Raw genomic sequence first — 15,750 nt, forward strand, 5'->3', positions numbered from 1 at the left:
CCACGGTATAGATCCCCAACCCTCCTGCAAGCGTCGCAGAAGGAAGATAGGTGGCCGACTTTTACGCCGCCCGAAGCGGGACTATCCCGCCGCTACCGTGGACTAATTTTGCACCGCCGCTCTCATGGGGACCGGTTTCGGGATAAAGACATGCGCAAAAACAATGGTCTAAAGCGCATGGAGCGAATCTGAAAGATCGCGACGCGCTTTAGAGCATGCCGGTGAGGATGCCCACACCGGCGACGGCGGCCAGCCCGCCCGCCGCCCGCGACACCATCGAGCCGTAGCGATTGCCGGCGAGACCAAGGGTATAACCCAGCCCGATCCCCGCCCCGTGCAGCAGTGCCGTGGCCAGCACGAAGCCGGTGCCAAAGCTCAGGCCATCGGCAAGGGCGGGCATTTCCGCGCCGTGGCATGGCCGTGGAAAATCGCAAACAGGCCGACCAGCCCCATCGCCGCTGCGACCGGCGCTTTAACATTGAGGGCCGCGACTGCGCCCAGCACAATCACCGAAAGCGCTATGCCCACCTCAACAAACGGGACTGCAAATCCTGCCACGCCCAGCGCGCCGCCCAATACCATCACCGAAATAAAGGTTGCCGGCACCAGCCAGAGGGCGCGGCCGCCGAGCTGGAACGCCAGCAGTCCAACCATTACCATGGCCAGGATATGATCGAGCCCCGACCACGGGTGGAGGAAGCCATAGGTGAAGCCGCCGCCACCAATATCGGTATGGGCAAAGGCCATACTGGGCATCGCGGCCAGAGCCAGCACGACCACAGTAAGTCTCACAAACTTGGCGGTCATGCACACATCCTGTTCACTACGCGCGACACACGGCATCAGTGTGTAGGTACGACATTTTTGCCTCATTGCAGGGCAGCTTGTCAATTTGCCGAACAGATAGCCAACACTCCGATTGCGGGGTCGGCGTGGCTGCTCCGGGAACCGCCAGGGCTGCCAATCCGTTGGCGCTACACTGTCCTCACCGAGGGCAGTCCAAAAGCAAAGCGTCCAATGATCCAGACTGCAGCGAACATGTGCTCAACCGAGTATGAGTTATACCCCCGTGTCTCTGATGCCGCTTTGTGGTCAGTGGAGCGCGGTGCTTCGCCAATTGTGGGCACGGCGATCCATAACGGGCATTGGTTGCGCGACGACGTGGGCGCGGCAATGGCGATCGATGACGCCGGACGGCTGCGCGAGGAAGACCCGTTCACCGAATTCGTTATCCGAGACGTGCCGAACCGGGTGGTGTTCCACCGCTCGCGCTTTGAGATTGATCTCAATCGCGGCCGGGATGGCGCGGTCTATGTCACCCTGGATCAGGCTTGGGGTCTCGACGTCTGGTCGGACACGCCGAGCGCTGCGCTGATCGCGCGCTCGCTTGCCATCCATGACGCCTATTATGCCATGCTCGGACAGATGCTGGCGGGCCTGGAACAGGAATTCGGGCGCTTCGTGCTACTCGACATCCATAGCTACAATCACCGCCGCGCGGGGCCGGATGCGCTGGCAACGCCGGAGGCCGAGGCGCCGGCGATCAATATCGGCACATTTTCCATGGACCGCGCGCGCTGGGCGCCGGTGCTTGATCCGTTCATCGAGAGCCTCCGCAGCTTTTCGTTTCGTGGGCAGGGCATGGACGTGCGGGAGAACGTGGCCTTCGAAGGCCGGGGCGAGCAAACGCGGTTCGTTCATGCCAATTTCCCCAAGACCGGGTGTGCCATTGCCATCGAATTCAAGAAATTCTTCATGGACGAGTGGACCGGCGAGCCCGATATTGAGGCGCTGGTTGTGATGCGGGCCATGCTTACGGCATCACTGCCGGTGTTGCTCGGCGCCCTCAGGGCGACCGCATGAGTGGGCCTGATGCCAAGCTGCTGGAGGAGTTGGCGGCCGCGCTGGCGGGCGGAGAGCCGATTCGACGCGATTTCGGACGCGGCGAGCGCTTGCATATCGACCGGCCGCTGCCATTCCTGATGGTACATGTCGGCCGGACTCGGCAGCAGGCGGCGCGTGATGTGGTGACCGCCAATTCGTCCTATCTAGTGGCGCGCAATCTGGGCACTGCCACCGCGATTATCAAGCTGGTGGCCGCCGCGATGATTGAGCGATTTGGCGCCTTTATCGTTGTTGACGTGGGTGAACTCGGACGCGATGCGGTGGCCGAGGACGCCGCCTATCTTCCCGCATTGGACATGAGCGCATCGGCAAGCACCGACAGCGCCGCGCAGGCCGCATTGCTCGCCTTCACCGCCGCGACCGAACAGGCCGATGCCAGGTTCAGGTCACCGCAGATCGCTCGACCCAAGATGGCAGATGATCCTGCCGCCAAGCTGGCGCGGCTGTTGCCGAAGCTGCCCATTTTGACCTTGAGGTTCGCGCCGATCTATCGCGTGCCGGACTCCGAAGACGTTTATCCGGAATTACGCGAGCAACTAGTCGCCAATATCGTCGATGCCGGCCTGCAGGCCGTGGCGGCCTTTGCCGGGGCGACCAAGAGCCTGGCCATCTCCACACACCGTGCCCTCGGTCGCCAGGCTTTCATCGATGCGGTGGGCCGCGCGGATCGCGCCATCGATGAGGTTGCGCAATCCTTTGATTTTCTGCTCGCCGTCACCCCGATCAACACCCAGGCCGCCTGGGCGGAATTTATCGACAGCAAATTCGAACGGGCGCCGCGATTTCTCTATCGACCGCTGACCATCGAGGTGGGTCGGCAGAAAAAGGCACTGTTCACCGTCGCGCTCGACCATTTCGAGGATCCGGTGCTGACCACGCTGTATCGCGAAAAGCAGCAGGAGCTCGATCTGCAATTGTCGTTGCTCGCCGCGCGGGAACTGCCGCGCTTCGTTGAATTGGGCCGGGCGCTGTATGGGCCGGTGGAACCCGGCCTGCTGGCTGCCGCCGGGGAAATTCTCGACGGCACCCGGCCGGGGCGCAGCAAGGCTAAGGACGACAGCAACGCCGTCGATTTCGCCTTCATCGAGCGCCGCGCCCGCTCGATGATCCAGAGCTATGCCGATAGCGATACCGATTTTGTGGCGCGCGTCGAACTGCGCGATGACCTGCCACCCGGCCTGATGGTCTCTGGGGAGCGCCTGCTGATCTCCCGCAGCACAGCGCTGGATCGGGGGCGGGTCGAAGCCCTGCTCAGCCACGAGGTCGGGGTGCACCTGCTGACCTATTTCAACGGCTCGGCTCAAGGCCTTCGCCTGTTTCGCTCGGGTCTTGCCGGCTATGAGGGCGTGCAGGAAGGCCTGGCCGTGCTGGCCGAATATCTGGTCGGCGGCATGACGGTAGGCCGATTGCGGCTAATTGCGGCCCGCGTCGTCGCCTGCGCCGACATGCTTGATGGCGCCAGTTTTGTCGAATGCTACCGCAAACTGGTGCGTGATTTCGGCTTCGCCAAGGCGAACGCATTCAATCTGGCGCTGAGGGTCTATCGTTGCGGGGGCCTGGCCAAGGACGCGGTCTATCTGCGCGGGCTACTCGCAATCCTGAGCCATTTGCAGGCGGGCGGCTCGCTCGATCCATTCTGGATGGGCAAAATCGCCGCCAGCCATTTCGGCGTCATGCAGGAACTGGGCACGCGCGGCCTGCTCAAGCCGCCCCGGCTGCTACCGCAATTTCTGTCTCACCCACAAGCCGACGAGCGCCTCAAGGCCGCTCGTGCCGGCATTTCGCCCGTCCAGATGACGGCCATTTAGGAGCGTCCAATGCGCATCGCGTTTTTCGTCAATTCGATCGCGGGTGAAACCGCCAATTATTCGACCACCCATCTGGCGCTGGCGGCGCTGAGCCGCGGTCACGATATCTGCTACCTGACCCCGGGCGATTTCGTGCTGCGGCCCGACGATAGCCTGGCGGTGCGCGCCTTGACGCTGCCCGCGGCCAATTACAAGAAGGCCGAAACGCTGTTCAAGGACCTGCAAGGGGACGGGACGACGATCCAGACCCTCGACGTCACTGAAATTGACGTGCTTCTGCTGCGCAACGACCCGTCCGAGGATGCCGCCGATCGGCCTTGGGCCGCCCAGGTGGGCACGGTGTTTGGACGGCTGGCGGCCGAACGGGGCGTCATCGTGCTGAACGACCCGGACGGGCTGGCACAGGCGCAGAACAAGCTCTATTTCCAGGATTTTCCTGCCGTGGTGCGGCCAGAAACGCTGATTTCCAAGAGCATCGAGGAAATCCGCGCCTTTATCGACCAGCAGAAGAAAGGGGTGATCCTCAAGCCGCTGCAAGGCTCGGGTGGCAAGAACGTCTTCAAGATCGCCTCCCCCAAGGAGTCCAATCTCAAGCAGATCTTCGAGGCGGTCAGCGAGGAGGGCTATCTGATCGCCCAGAGTTTCATCCCCGAAGCGGCCGAAGGCGACGTGCGCTTCTTCCTGATGAATGGCACGCCGCTGCAGCGCGAGGGCAAATATGCCGCGTTCCGGCGCGCCCCAGCCAAGGGCGAAATTCGTTCCAACATCCATGCCGGCGGCCGCGCCGAGGCCATCGAGGTGAACCAGACCATGCTGGGTATCGCCGAAACCGTGCGGCCCAAGCTGATCGCCGATGGCATGTTTCTGGTGGGGCTCGATATCGTCGGCGACAAGCTGCTCGAGATCAATGTGTTCACCCCGGGCGGGCTCAATAATCTGTCGCAGATGTATGACACCGATTTTACCCAGTCGGTAATCGACGCACTCGAGCACAAGGTCACCATCAGGGACGCTTATATGGGCAAGGTCAGCAACCGTGATCTGGCGACGCTGTAGCGTTTTTCCCCGGCAGCTTTGATGCTCTGAACGCGAGGCCGGCAGGCGCATTTGGGGTGCGCCATGCTGTAGCCGGAATTGCTTCCCATCTTCCACGCAGAAATTGCACCGGCCCGAATGAGGATTCGCTCAGGGTCGTCACCGACCATCGTGCCGGCTGCAATTGCTTGGGTCCACGTCCTGAGCCGCCCCAAGGCACCTGCAACCAGCAAGAGAATATGCAATGGTTCGAAACCGTTACACATTGCGCGACGCCGTCGGTAATCCAGAAGACTGGAGCTTTAGCTGGCAACTCAGGGATGATGTCACCCTGACCAGCACTTGTGATTTTTGCGGGCGGACTGCGTTGCGCCTGACCTATGAGGTCACGCGCGACACGCAGGCCTTGTGGGTTTGCCAGAGCTGCGTCAGCCGCTACCCAATCGGCGCCATGCTCGATGGCGAGCCCATGCTGCCCAAGGCTGCGCGGGCCTATGCGCACGGGCTGACGGCTCGCCTCAAGCAGCAGACCTGCCAGGACATTCTTCGCCACGTACAGAGCGCCCTGCCCGACGCGGTGCTGGAAGAAATCCTGGTGTATTTCGACCGCAATCTGCAGCTCTCTCCGCAGCGGGCCGCCCGACTATTCTCTGCGATGGCGCAGGTTGGCGAGGCAACCAACGCCAGAATTTTCGAGGTGCAGACCCGAAGCAACGCGCACCAGCAGGAATTCGGGGAGCTCGATGATGGTGATCGACGCCTGGTCTGGACCGTACTCTCGCCGCAACAGCGGCGGCGGCTGGCGTCACTGGGCTTTGCGCCAGCGGGGACCTTGGTTCACCGCAGCCAGGGCCGCCGCTCGCCGCGCGTGGAAATCGAGCTGGCCGCACCGCGCATGCCTGCCCTGACTGGGGTGGCAACGCTCGGCTCCGCGCTAAAAATATACTGATATCAACACGTTAAGGCAGAATGAGGAGCGGAGCGGCAAGATCCGGCCGTGCCAGCGCCCCATTGCGGGCACGTTCGATCCCGACAATCCCTGCTCCTACGATCAGCAGCAAGGATGGGACATGATCCCCACCCCGGACCAGATTCGATCCGCCCTCCGCTATACCGCCAGCGTCGCCATCGGGCTGACCTGGCTGGGCGCCGCGCAGGCCGCTTCACCCTACACGCTGGGCGTGTCCGACACGCTCAATATTAAGGTCGTGCAATGGAAGGCGGCAGATTCCACGTTTGAGGAATGGACGGCCCTGGCCGGCGAATATGTCGTCGGCGCCGATGGCAATGTGAATTTTCCGATGGTCGGGGCCACCGAAGGCGCCGGCAAGACCAGCGCCGAACTGGCGGCGGCGCTAGGGGGCGCCCTGCAGCAGACGCTCGGTCTCAGCACCGCGCCGACGGTAACCGTGGAAGTGGCGGCCTATGGCCCGATCTATGTGTCCGGCGATGTGGGCACGCCCGGCGAGTATAAATTCGCGCCCAATTTGACCGTGGTGAAGGCGCTGGCCCTGGCGGGCGGAGAGCGGCGCAGCGCGGAGGCCGTGGCGCGCCCGGAACGAGAAATACTCACCACCTCCGGCGCGCTGGAGGTGCTGGAGGACGAATATCGTCGCCTGCTGGTTCGCCGGGCGCGGCTCGATGCGGATTTGGCGGGGCAGGAGCAGATTACCGTCCCTGCCGAACTCGAAACGGCGGATGGGCTCGACGCCCTGCTTAGTGCCGAAACAGCCATTCTTTCGGCACAACGGCGGCAGGCCGAGGCGCAGTCGACCTCGCTGACCGATCAGGTGGCGCTGCTCAACAGTCAGATTGAAGCCTTTGGGCAGAAGGAAACCGGGACCGAGGCACAACTGGCAGCGGCAAGGGAACAACTCGACAAGATCACGGCACTTTCCGACGATGGTCTGGCCCTGGCCTCGCGCGTGGCGTCCCTTCAGACCAATGTCTCCGATCTCGAGTCGAGGCTGCTCGATACGCAGACCACGACCTTGCAGGCCCGCCAGGACATCGCCGCCGCCGAGCGGGAAAAGGCGCGGCTTACCGACCAGCGCATTTCAGACCTGTCGCTTGAACGACAGACCGTCGATGGGCAGATCGCGGCGCTGCAACTCAAGATCGCGACGCAGCGGGGGCTGGTTCAGGAGGCCGCCCTTTATACCGGCGTTGCCGTACCGGGAGATTCCGCGCCGACCTTCAGCTACGTCATCGTCCGCGATGGCGACGAAGTTGCGGCCGACCTGGCGACGCCGCTCGAGGCGGGCGATGTCGTCGTTGCCAGACTGGAGTTTGCGTCATGACCGCGAAACAGAGCCTGAGTGCTCTTGTCCTGATGGGCGCGCTTGGCCTGCCGGTGCAAGCATTTGCTCAGGAAACCGCCTTCCGCGACGACTTCGACACGCTCGATCTGGCGCGCTGGTATGTATCGGATGGCTGGAGCAATGGCGGCCACCAGAATTGCACCTGGTCATCCGACCAGGTGACGGCGAGTGATGGGCTGCTGCAAGTGGGCTTTGCGCCGCTCGCCAAAGGGGATCGCGAGCATCGCTGCGGCGAGCTCCAGACGCGACAGGCCTATGGCTACGGGACCTACGAGACGCGCCTGAAAACGCCGTCCGGGTCGGGCCTCAATGCGTCCTTCTTCACCTATATCGGGCCCCAGCAGGGCAAGCCGCATGACGAGATCGATTTCGAGGTGCTGCTGCGCAATACCGGCCAGGTCGACACCACCACCTTCGTCAACGGCAAGAGCGGCGACGGCACGACTGGCAGCGGCCAATCCCATGCCCTGCCCGTCCCGTCCGATGGCGGTTTCATCACCTATGCCTTCACCTGGGAACCGGACCGCATCCGCTTCTATCTCGATGGCAAGTTGGTGCGCACCATGGACGACCCCAAAACCATTCCGAGCAACCCACAGCGCATGTTCTTCAGCCTGTGGGGTTCCGACACACTGACCGACTGGATGGGCAGCTTTGCGCCTGTCGATGCGGCCATCGCCATGCAGGTGGACTGGGTGGCTTTTACGCCGCTCGGGGAGGCATGCGCCTTCGACCAATCCATCCTGTGCCAAGACAACGAGGACAATTGATGAAGCTGGTGTTCTTTCGCGGCAAGGTGCCGAATTTCGGAGATGAACTGAATCTCCATGTGTGGCCGGCGCTGCTGCCCAAGGGCTTTCTCGATGATAACGAGGACGAATTATTCGTCGGTATCGGTTCGATCATCGGCGATCATTTGCCCGCTGGCGCGCGCAAATTCGTCATGGGCTCGGGCTATGCCGGCTATATGGGGCTGCCCGACGTGCATGACGGCACCTGGGACATCTGCTTCGTCCGTGGTCCCAATACGGCCAGGACACTAGGGATCGACCCGAGCCTGTCGATCTGCGACAGCGCCATCCTGCTGCGCAACATGAATTTGCCGGCGCCCGACACCAGTGTCGGGGTCGCCTTCATGCCGCATTATGAGAGCCTTGAGCGGGGCAACTGGGCCGAAGCGTGCCGGCAGGCCGGGATCACGCTGATCGACGCGACCGAGCCGGTCGAAAAGGTGCTGAGCCAGATTCGCGGCGCTCGCCTGCTGATCACCGAGGCCATGCATGGGGCCATCGTTGCCGATGCGCTGCGCACGCCGTGGATTGGCGCCCGCCCGATTTATGGTGGCCACCATAGCAAATGGCTCGATTGGGCAGGCGCGCTCGACCTCGATGTGCAGCTCAATGCGCTCAAGCCCAGCAGCGTTCTCGAATATTATATCGGCAAGACCGGGCGCGGCGGGAGCTTGGGCAAGGTCGGCCGCTTCAGCGCCTCGCCGCTGGCGGGCATTCCGAACGGCATTCTGACCGACATGGCCGCCCGACATCTGGATGGAATGTCCCGCCTCGAACCACAGCTGAGCAGCGATACGATGATCCGCCAGGTCACAGAACGCGCCCAGGAAGCCGTGGACGGCTTCGTTCGCAGCCGCCTCGCCGTGAGCTAGCGCCTGCGGCGGACGAAGCCGACCAGGGTTTCGAGGCGCGGCCTCCCCAACAGCACGATAACGGCGCCGTAGCTCAAAGCTGCGGCGCCGATTGTTGTGGCCAGTCGCAGCAGCGGATCGGCCCCCGCCAGTTGATGCTGCACCAGCCACCCGCAACCGCACATCGCCAGCGTGGCAACGACCGGCAGAGCGAACGAACCGAGATAGGCCCATAGCGAAATGCCGAGCAGACGCACGACCATGTGCAGCGTCGGCATCCACAGAATGATGTTGAGGATCACCAGCGATGTGGTCAGCGCCATGACGCCCCAGCTTGAGAACAGGAAGATGTAAAGCACAGTCACGCCCTGCTTGCCGAGGATGTAATAGAACCACAAATCGGCCTGTCCCTGGCTGCGGATCAGCGAGGACTGCAAGATGCCTATCGCCGTCAGCAGTCCCAGCACGCAGAATGCCTGCACGACCGGTACGGCTGGAACCCAGGACGCGCCAAAGGCCATTGGCACCAGGTCGCCCGCAACCAGCGCCAGACCTGAAAACACCGGGAACGCCACGACCGAGGAGGCGAACGTACCCAGCAAATAGGCCTCGCGCAGCTTAGCAGGTTCGCGCTGCATTGATGCGAGCAGCGAATAGGACACCAGATTCAGGGCGCCGGACATGAGATCGGTCAGGATCTGGAAGATGCGACGCGCGAAGCTGTAAATACCCAGCGCTCCCGGCCCCATCAGGGCCCCGATCAGCAGCTGATCGATATTGATCGTCGTGATGAAGTGGTTGCCGTTCGAAAACAGCCCAAAGGCCCGCAAGTCCCGCAAGGCGCTGCGGTTGAAACGCCGGCCCGGCAGCCAGCGGGCGCCGATAAGCGCCCCGGCGCAACTGGCCACCGATCCGGCCAATTGTGAGACTGCAAGCGCCCAGAGTCCAAATCCGGCCCAGAGCAGTCCCAGGCAGATAAGAGCGGTTACGAGTGAGGCCAATGTGGTTCGCAGCGCGAGTGTCTTGAACGCCATGGTGCGCACGATGAGCGCGTTGGGCACGGCAGCCGCCATATCAAAAATGACGCGCGCGGCAACCAGCGGAATGAGCAGCGCCAGCAGCGGCTGGCCGAATGCAGTGGCGATGACCGGCCCGGCCAAGCACAACACCGCATAAATAACGAGGGCGGCGCCGAGGCAAAGCCAGAACACCGTATCGAGATGGGCCGAGGAGATGCGCTCGCGCTGGATCAGCGCCTCGCGAAAACCGGCGGGCGCGATGGCCACCCCCACGCTGGCAATGCTGACGGCAAAGGCGACGATGCCGAACTCGGCGGGCGACAGCACACGCGAACTCGCCAGAAACACCAGGAAGCCCAGCGCCGCCGGCACAAAGCTGCTGACCAGCGACCAGAGTGTGCCCTTGATCGCCGCCGAGGCTCGTCCCGTGGTGAGATGGTCGCGCCGCGCGCCCGTTTCGATGGAAACGCTCATGTGTGGGGGGTACTGCGCGAGGCGACGAAGCGGTCGAAATCGGGGGTGACCCGCCCCAGCGCGCGGATCATCATGCCGCGGGCGCGTAGGCGCAGCGCCTCTATGGGTGAAACATGGCCCGAAAGCCCCTGCCCGATGAGGGCTTTTGCAACATGGGTTGCTCGCACCGCAATCGGCGCGGCAAAGCGTGGGTTGGTCAGGAAGGCAGCACGCGCCTCCTTGCTGGTCTCGTTCCATACCTTCTGCCGCAGGGCCTGGACGGCGCGTTTGAGGTCAAGCTCGCGCCGCAGGTAGCCGGCTTTAAGCTCGGCGTTCCGCGTGGTCTGCTCGGCATTTTCGGCCCAAACGGCCAGCGGCTCCATGGCGACATAGACCGGCTCGGCGATGGAATAGGTCCGCAGATATTCCTGCAGGGTGGCGGTGCAGGCATATTGGATTTCGAGCGGAGAGCGTGCCTGCACCGACCAGAACAGCCCGCCATTGGACACGCCGATGCCGGCCAGCAGGGCCAGGCGGAATTCCTCGGCGGCGTAGCGGCCCTCGGTGAAGAGATCGTCGAGCACGCCAATGGTGCCGATCCTGGCGGCCACTGTACCGCTGGCGTGTTCGATCACCTGGTTGCGCAGCACGATCTCGACGCCTTCGCGAGCCATCAGGGCGATGTTCTGGGCGCAGAACTCGGGCAGGATAAAATTGTCGTCCTCGACCACGCAGAAAAACGCCGCGCCGTGCGGGTTTTCGGCGGTAAAGCACTGGTCGATATTGCGGGAGGCAAACAGCTGCGGCTTGTTGGCAGTGTAGCGAATGCGCGGATCAGCAAGTTCGGCCACGGCATATCTTGCCGCCTCCGATGGATCATCATCGAACACGTCGCAGACCCAGTGCGGCCAGGTCTGCGCGATCATCGATTGCAGGGCGCGGCGCAGCGCCTCGGGGCGTTTATAGGTCGGGGTGCGGAAATGGACGAGGTCGGGCTGGTACTGTGCCATGGCTCAGGACTCCTCTGATGGGGTTTCGCCGCGACATCGCGGCCGATTGCTGGCGCAAGGCAATGAGCCCGGCTGCAGCGTAAATGAGGGTGGCAATGCCCAGGATCGAGCGGATGGAGAATTCAAAGAACACCTCCACCTCGATGAAGCTGCGGAGGATCATCAGCGCCTGGAGCGCCAGCAGCAGGGCATTGGGTGCGCTGGGACGCGCGAAGGTATAGGCGGCCATCAGGATGGCGCCGCCATACATGATAGCGATCTGCAGCCCCAGCCCGATCAGGCCGATCTCGACGGCATTGGAAATGTAGGTGTTGTGGAAGTTGAAACCGGCGCCGGAGGGCACATCGAACATGGCCCATAATTCTTCGGCCGGCGCGAAACCGAGCACCCAGAAAGAGCGATAGCCAAGGCCCAGGAACGGCCGTTCGGCGATATAGCTCAACCCCGTGGCCCACAGATCGGTGCGCCCGGTCAGCGTGGCATCCTTGCCGGAGCCTTCGAGGATTTCCGCCAGCAGCGCATCGCCGGCGGTGATGACGATGACGGCAAGAGCCGCCGCAACAAGGACCAGCATGGTGAGCATGAACAGCTTCTGCATGCCGGTCAGGCGTGCCGAGAGAATGGTCAACAACACAATGGCGAGGCACGGGGCGACCATCAGGCTCGCGCCGGCCGATTGCGCCAGCACCAGCAGGGGGGCAGATGCCACCGCGCCCACCGCGCCCGCGAGGCGCAGGAGCAAAGGCGATTTCCCGTCGGCCGCCACGGCTACCGCGATGAGGGCGAAGACGGCGATATGGGCGGCAAAGGCATTCTTGCTGCCGAAGACGCCCAGCCAGGCGCCTCCCGTGCCGGTGCGGCCGAACAGGATGCTGGCAATCACGCCGATGGCGTAGACGATGAACATCAGGCGCATCAACGCGGCCGTGGACAGCCGCCCGGTGATGACAATAGCGACGATGACGGTAAACATCAGCTGCACGCCGTAGCGCATTGAATTGGCGGGATATTGCGACCACAGCGCCGTCAGCATGCAATAGGCCGGCAACAGCAGCACGAACCACCAGCGACGGAGGCTGTCGATGCTGGCGGGCACATTGCTAACGATGAGCAGACTGCCGCAGCCCATGAAGGTCAGGGCGGCCAGCGGCCCGAACATGGCATTCAGCACCAATGCGGCAAAGGCGCCGAAGGTCAGCAGATCGGCGAAGTTGATGGTCACCCGGGACGGCAAGGCGATCATGAGGCCTCCATCACAGTGGTGCGGGTTTCGAGCCTGACCTCGGGGACAAAACCGGCGGCATAGCTGCCGGCTTCGTCCAGGGCGATACAGTGGGAACCGGCATGGCTCGCCAATTCGCGCCAGGCGTCACGGGGACGCGGGACGGACCAATCGACCAAATGGGCCGGGACGTAGTCGGGAACGGGCTGATCGGCGCCGGCCATCCCCTGCCCGCCGAGCACAAGTGTCTGCGACCGCCGATCCACCGGCTCTTTAGCGCCACGACGCTCGTTGAACGAGACCCAAAGGCGGCGCGCAAGGCCTGGGTCGCGCGCCAGCAGGCCAAAAGCCTGTACCACCTTGCCTTGCTTGATGCTGGCGACCAGTTCCTCGTAGGCCAGGCCCTGCCGCAGCACCGCGAGCCGTTTGGCAAACGCGGCTGACAGCTTTGGCGATAGAGGGGCGTGCATCGCAGTCAGCGCCAATTGCCGCTCGATCATCGCCCGCATGTCTGGCTCCGACAGGCGGTGCGAGGTCGAGGCGGAATGGCGCCGATAGAGGTAGAACGGCTCGGGCACCACCAGCATGCGCGCGCCATCGAGCAGCAGGCGCAGGATGAAATCATAGTCCTCGCCGATCCGCAGGGCTTCGTCATAGCGCAGTTGCTTGAGGCAATCGGCCCGGATCATCGGCTTCAGATAGCCAAGGGCCGGAGTGCCGTCGACGCCTGCCAGCACCCACTGCTTGGGCGCCACCAGGAAACTGGCTCCAGCGTCAGCGCCCAGCATCAATTTGGGGGGGCTGCCATCCTCATGGAACAGCAGCAGGTCGTCGGCGACGATATCGGCATCCTGCTGGCTGGCGGCGGCCAGCAGCCGCTCCAGGCGCTCGGGATGGATGATGTCATCGGCATCGACGATGGCGATCCAGCGCCCGCGCGCCAGCTCCAGCGCGCGGTTCCGGCAAGAGGCGGGGCCGCAATTGCTCGTGGTCTCGATCAGCCGAACCCGGGGATCGGCCTGCGCCATGGCACGGACCAGCGCCACGCTGTTATCCTGCGAGGCGTCGTCGCTGACGATGACCTCAAGATCTGACATGGTCTGGCCGAGCACGGAACGGAGTGCGGGGATGATTTTGTCGCCGGCCTGAAAATTGGCCATGATGACGGAGACGAGCGGCCCATCATGGGGCTGTCGATCAGAGAAATCCATATTACCTCGCCCCGCATGATGCGGCATCGCCCTCAGGCGACGCCCTGGTTCAGCACGGTCTGGGGTCCAGGAGCGTGGTCCAGTTGCGCGAGGAACTCCTCCAACCGCCCGATCTGGGTGTCGAGATGGTCGATGCGCTGGCGGGCGCGAGAGGCGTTCTGCCCGGCGGTGTCGATGGCAGCCTCGTCGGCGCCCTCGCGCTGGCCGTACTCGCCTGAATTATCCATCAGTGTGGTCGCCTGAGCGTAGTAGAAATCCAGCCGCTGGCTCAGGCCGTCGCGCTCACGGCGGGCATCCGCCAGAGCCATGGCAATGGCATTGCGAATGGTGCCGAAGCGGGCCTCGTCAGTTTCGGCGTCGCGGCCGGAATTGCGGGTTCGAAAGGCACGGGGACGAAGGAAAAATAGCGACATTTTTCGTCTCCTTAACGGCTGCCGGCGCGCATGACGACGACCTTGACGGTCTTGATCAGGATCACGAGATCACCGGAAAAAGACCATTCGCGGACATAGCGGCTGTCGAGCTGGACGCGCTGGTCGTAGTCGACATCGCTGCGCCCGCTGACCTGCCACAGGCCCGTGATACCGGGGCGAACAGCGGCGTAATGCGCGATCTCGTCGGCATAGCGCACCACTTCCTCCTGAACGATCGGACGGGGCCCCACCAGGCTCATGTCACCGCGGATCACATTGAGGAGCTGCGGCAATTCATCAAGGCTGGTGACGCGCAGAAAGCGACCTAGAGGCGTGATGCGGGGGTCGTCACGCAGTTTCTGCGTGGCGTCCCATTCGGCGCGCGCCTGCGGAAACAACTCAAGGTGCCGCCGCAACGCCTCTTGGGAATTGACCACCATGGAGCGGAACTTGAGGCAGCGGAAACGCCGGCCATTCCGCCCAATACGCTCATGCGAGAACAGGACCGGTCCTCGATCGGTGGAAAACAGAATGACAGCGATGAAGAACATGGCCGGCAGGGCGAAAGCCAGAATGGCCAAGGCCGCGATCAGGTCAAAGGCCCGTTTGGCTCCGGTGCCACGCCGTGCGCTCATGTTGGAAAGTCTGTCCGATGAATCGACGTCGGCATTGGTGATCGACATGAGATTTTCTCGCGAAGTTGAGAACCAGGGAACGCGCAGCGCCAACCATCCATCCGGGCATAAGCTATGGTTCGCGCAAGCGCAGGCGCCTACGCGGGACCCAAGCCCCTCAAAACATCAAACTGGTCCCGGACCGCTTAGTCCGGGTGCGCCGCATGTTGACGACAACGCCTCCGTGACCGGATTGCGTATCGCCATCGGCAGGAGGCAAACATGATCAGAAAAGCGTGGCAACGCCGGGTGCGCATAGCTGCGATGCGCCGGTTTGTCACAAATTCACCCCAAACGGCTGGGGCAGAACCGGAGCAAATCAGGGAGCAAGATGAAGGGTCTAGCGGCGACGGTGCCTGACAAGACTATCGTTTTGGCTCTGCTATGCGGCACAGCTGCCGCAAGTAAAACCTGGCGATCACCAATTGAACAGAAAGGCGACACCGTTCCAGAGCAGGTAGATGCCGACCCAGGCCAGAGCCATGATACCGATGGCAACCAGCCCCCAGGGCCATGGGAAAGCTGTGCGCTCCTGCACCGGCTGAGATGCGGTCAGCGGCGCCTTATGCACCTGCCCGTCATCGGGTCCCTTTGGCTCCACGAAAACCTCCCATAGCTGCCCGGACCAGCGCCCGGCAACGGGTCCTGCAGTGGCCGCGGTGTCGACCTCTGCGGGAGCGAATTCCGCCCCCGTAAACTCACTACCATCGCACGGTAAATACAAGCCTCATAGCGCGGGTGAAATAGCCACGTCGATCACGACTGCGTTGAATGTCAGGGTATCCCGCGCGGGACGCAAAGCCAGATTCACCATGCAGTTCTATTTTGCGCCGAGGCAAATTGCGCGTACTTACTTCGCAGCTCTGTCAAAACACCAAAAAACAAATATGGCGCCATATAGCCAATATGGCCGAAACCTGACCCAATGCTTCGAAATTTGACAGATGCGATCAAGAGCATATCTGCAATCGAGCCATGCAACCCCACAATGCATTTCGAGTGGATCGACTTGCTCCATCATGCTCCAATTCGGCGTC

Annotated in this window: 14 protein-coding genes and 1 pseudogene; 7 read left to right on the forward strand and 8 right to left on the reverse strand. The window is 62.9% G+C overall.

What is annotated here, in order from left to right; genetic code table 11:
* Positions 1 to 208: 208 nt before the first annotated feature.
* Positions 209 to 873 (reverse strand): annotated as a pseudogene (locus ACX3OZ_RS09570) (HupE/UreJ family protein).
* A 165-nt stretch (positions 874 to 1,038) separates the two neighbouring features.
* On the opposite strand from ACX3OZ_RS09570, the gene ACX3OZ_RS09575 reads away from it, so the two are divergent.
* From ACX3OZ_RS09575 to ACX3OZ_RS09605, 7 genes are all read left to right on the forward strand, one after another.
* Positions 1,039 to 1,863, forward strand: a complete 825-nt coding sequence (locus ACX3OZ_RS09575) for an N-formylglutamate amidohydrolase (protein WP_459104482.1) — start codon at positions 1,039 to 1,041, stop codon at positions 1,861 to 1,863.
* Complete coding sequence (locus ACX3OZ_RS09580; protein WP_459104408.1) at positions 1,860 to 3,713, forward strand: flavohemoglobin expression-modulating QEGLA motif protein; 1,854 nt, start codon at positions 1,860 to 1,862, stop codon at positions 3,711 to 3,713. Before ACX3OZ_RS09575 ends, ACX3OZ_RS09580 begins: the two co-directional genes overlap by 4 nt.
* A gap of 9 nt (positions 3,714 to 3,722) precedes the next feature.
* Positions 3,723 to 4,769 (forward strand): glutathione synthetase, encoded by a 1,047-nt coding sequence (locus ACX3OZ_RS09585; RefSeq protein ID WP_459104409.1) that lies wholly within the window; start codon positions 3,723 to 3,725, stop codon positions 4,767 to 4,769.
* Between the two features lie 244 nt (positions 4,770 to 5,013).
* Positions 5,014 to 5,697 (forward strand): hypothetical protein, encoded by a 684-nt coding sequence (locus ACX3OZ_RS09590; protein WP_459097520.1) that lies wholly within the window; start codon positions 5,014 to 5,016, stop codon positions 5,695 to 5,697.
* 121 nt (positions 5,698 to 5,818) lie between these two features.
* Positions 5,819 to 7,048 carry a polysaccharide biosynthesis/export family protein gene (locus ACX3OZ_RS09595; RefSeq protein WP_459097519.1) on the forward strand — a complete coding sequence of 410 codons (1,230 nt, stop codon included), beginning with the start codon at positions 5,819 to 5,821 and terminating at the stop codon, positions 7,046 to 7,048.
* Entirely contained in the window at positions 7,045 to 7,839 is a 795-nt protein-coding gene (locus ACX3OZ_RS09600) for a family 16 glycosylhydrolase (protein WP_459097518.1), read from the forward strand. Before ACX3OZ_RS09595 ends, ACX3OZ_RS09600 begins: the two co-directional genes overlap by 4 nt.
* Complete coding sequence (locus ACX3OZ_RS09605) at positions 7,839 to 8,732, forward strand: polysaccharide pyruvyl transferase family protein (protein WP_459104410.1); 894 nt, start codon at positions 7,839 to 7,841, stop codon at positions 8,730 to 8,732. The genes ACX3OZ_RS09600 and ACX3OZ_RS09605 overlap by 1 nt, the downstream gene beginning before the upstream one ends.
* Here the strand turns inward: ACX3OZ_RS09605 and ACX3OZ_RS09610 are convergent.
* The 7 genes from ACX3OZ_RS09610 to ACX3OZ_RS09640 form a co-directional block, all read right to left on the reverse strand.
* On the reverse strand, positions 8,729 to 10,204 hold the full coding sequence (locus ACX3OZ_RS09610) for a lipopolysaccharide biosynthesis protein (protein ID WP_459097516.1): 1,476 nt from the start codon (positions 10,202 to 10,204) through the stop codon (positions 8,729 to 8,731). The two genes, ACX3OZ_RS09605 and ACX3OZ_RS09610, sit on opposite strands and share 4 nt — an antisense overlap.
* The gene (locus tag ACX3OZ_RS09615; RefSeq protein ID WP_459097515.1) at positions 10,201 to 11,193 is read right to left on the reverse strand and encodes a glycosyltransferase; all 993 of its coding nucleotides are present in this window, start codon (positions 11,191 to 11,193) and stop codon (positions 10,201 to 10,203) included. Before ACX3OZ_RS09615 ends, ACX3OZ_RS09610 begins: the two co-directional genes overlap by 4 nt.
* Positions 11,144 to 12,436 carry an O-antigen ligase family protein gene (locus tag ACX3OZ_RS09620; protein WP_459104411.1) on the reverse strand — a complete coding sequence of 431 codons (1,293 nt, stop codon included), beginning with the start codon at positions 12,434 to 12,436 and terminating at the stop codon, positions 11,144 to 11,146. Before ACX3OZ_RS09620 ends, ACX3OZ_RS09615 begins: the two co-directional genes overlap by 50 nt.
* Positions 12,433 to 13,626 (reverse strand): glycosyltransferase family 2 protein, encoded by a 1,194-nt coding sequence (locus ACX3OZ_RS09625; RefSeq protein ID WP_459097513.1) that lies wholly within the window; start codon positions 13,624 to 13,626, stop codon positions 12,433 to 12,435. Before ACX3OZ_RS09625 ends, ACX3OZ_RS09620 begins: the two co-directional genes overlap by 4 nt.
* Before the next feature lie 32 nt (positions 13,627 to 13,658).
* Complete coding sequence (locus ACX3OZ_RS09630; RefSeq protein WP_459104412.1) at positions 13,659 to 14,039, reverse strand: hypothetical protein; 381 nt, start codon at positions 14,037 to 14,039, stop codon at positions 13,659 to 13,661.
* Positions 14,040 to 14,050: 11 nt separating this feature from the next.
* Positions 14,051 to 14,722, reverse strand: coding sequence for a sugar transferase (locus tag ACX3OZ_RS09635; RefSeq protein ID WP_459097511.1), 672 nt, complete (start codon positions 14,720 to 14,722; stop codon positions 14,051 to 14,053).
* A gap of 409 nt (positions 14,723 to 15,131) precedes the next feature.
* On the reverse strand, positions 15,132 to 15,314 hold the full coding sequence (locus ACX3OZ_RS09640) for a hypothetical protein (RefSeq protein ID WP_459097510.1): 183 nt from the start codon (positions 15,312 to 15,314) through the stop codon (positions 15,132 to 15,134).
* Positions 15,315 to 15,750 lie beyond the last annotated feature (436 nt).

Source organism: Devosia sp. A369 (assembly GCF_054489345.1).

What these genes read in the sequence shown, in the direction of transcription:
- ACX3OZ_RS09575 (WP_459104482.1), top strand. Translation starts at nt 1,039, where the DNA reads ATGTGCTCAACCGAGTATGAGTTATACCCCCGTGTCTCTGATGCCGCT.
- ACX3OZ_RS09580 (WP_459104408.1), top strand. Translation starts at nt 1,860, where the DNA reads ATGAGTGGGCCTGATGCCAAGCTGCTGGAGGAGTTGGCGGCCGCGCTG.
- ACX3OZ_RS09585 (WP_459104409.1), top strand. Translation starts at nt 3,723, where the DNA reads ATGCGCATCGCGTTTTTCGTCAATTCGATCGCGGGTGAAACCGCCAAT.
- ACX3OZ_RS09595 (WP_459097519.1), top strand. Translation starts at nt 5,819, where the DNA reads ATGATCCCCACCCCGGACCAGATTCGATCCGCCCTCCGCTATACCGCC.
- ACX3OZ_RS09600 (WP_459097518.1), top strand. Translation starts at nt 7,045, where the DNA reads ATGACCGCGAAACAGAGCCTGAGTGCTCTTGTCCTGATGGGCGCGCTT.
- ACX3OZ_RS09605 (WP_459104410.1), top strand. Translation starts at nt 7,839, where the DNA reads ATGAAGCTGGTGTTCTTTCGCGGCAAGGTGCCGAATTTCGGAGATGAA.
- ACX3OZ_RS09610 (WP_459097516.1), bottom strand. Translation starts at nt 10,204, where the DNA reads ATGAGCGTTTCCATCGAAACGGGCGCGCGGCGCGACCATCTCACCACG.
- ACX3OZ_RS09615 (WP_459097515.1), bottom strand. Translation starts at nt 11,193, where the DNA reads ATGGCACAGTACCAGCCCGACCTCGTCCATTTCCGCACCCCGACCTAT.
- ACX3OZ_RS09620 (WP_459104411.1), bottom strand. Translation starts at nt 12,436, where the DNA reads ATGATCGCCTTGCCGTCCCGGGTGACCATCAACTTCGCCGATCTGCTG.
- ACX3OZ_RS09625 (WP_459097513.1), bottom strand. Translation starts at nt 13,626, where the DNA reads ATGGATTTCTCTGATCGACAGCCCCATGATGGGCCGCTCGTCTCCGTC.
- ACX3OZ_RS09630 (WP_459104412.1), bottom strand. Translation starts at nt 14,039, where the DNA reads ATGTCGCTATTTTTCCTTCGTCCCCGTGCCTTTCGAACCCGCAATTCC.
- ACX3OZ_RS09635 (WP_459097511.1), bottom strand. Translation starts at nt 14,722, where the DNA reads ATGTCGATCACCAATGCCGACGTCGATTCATCGGACAGACTTTCCAAC.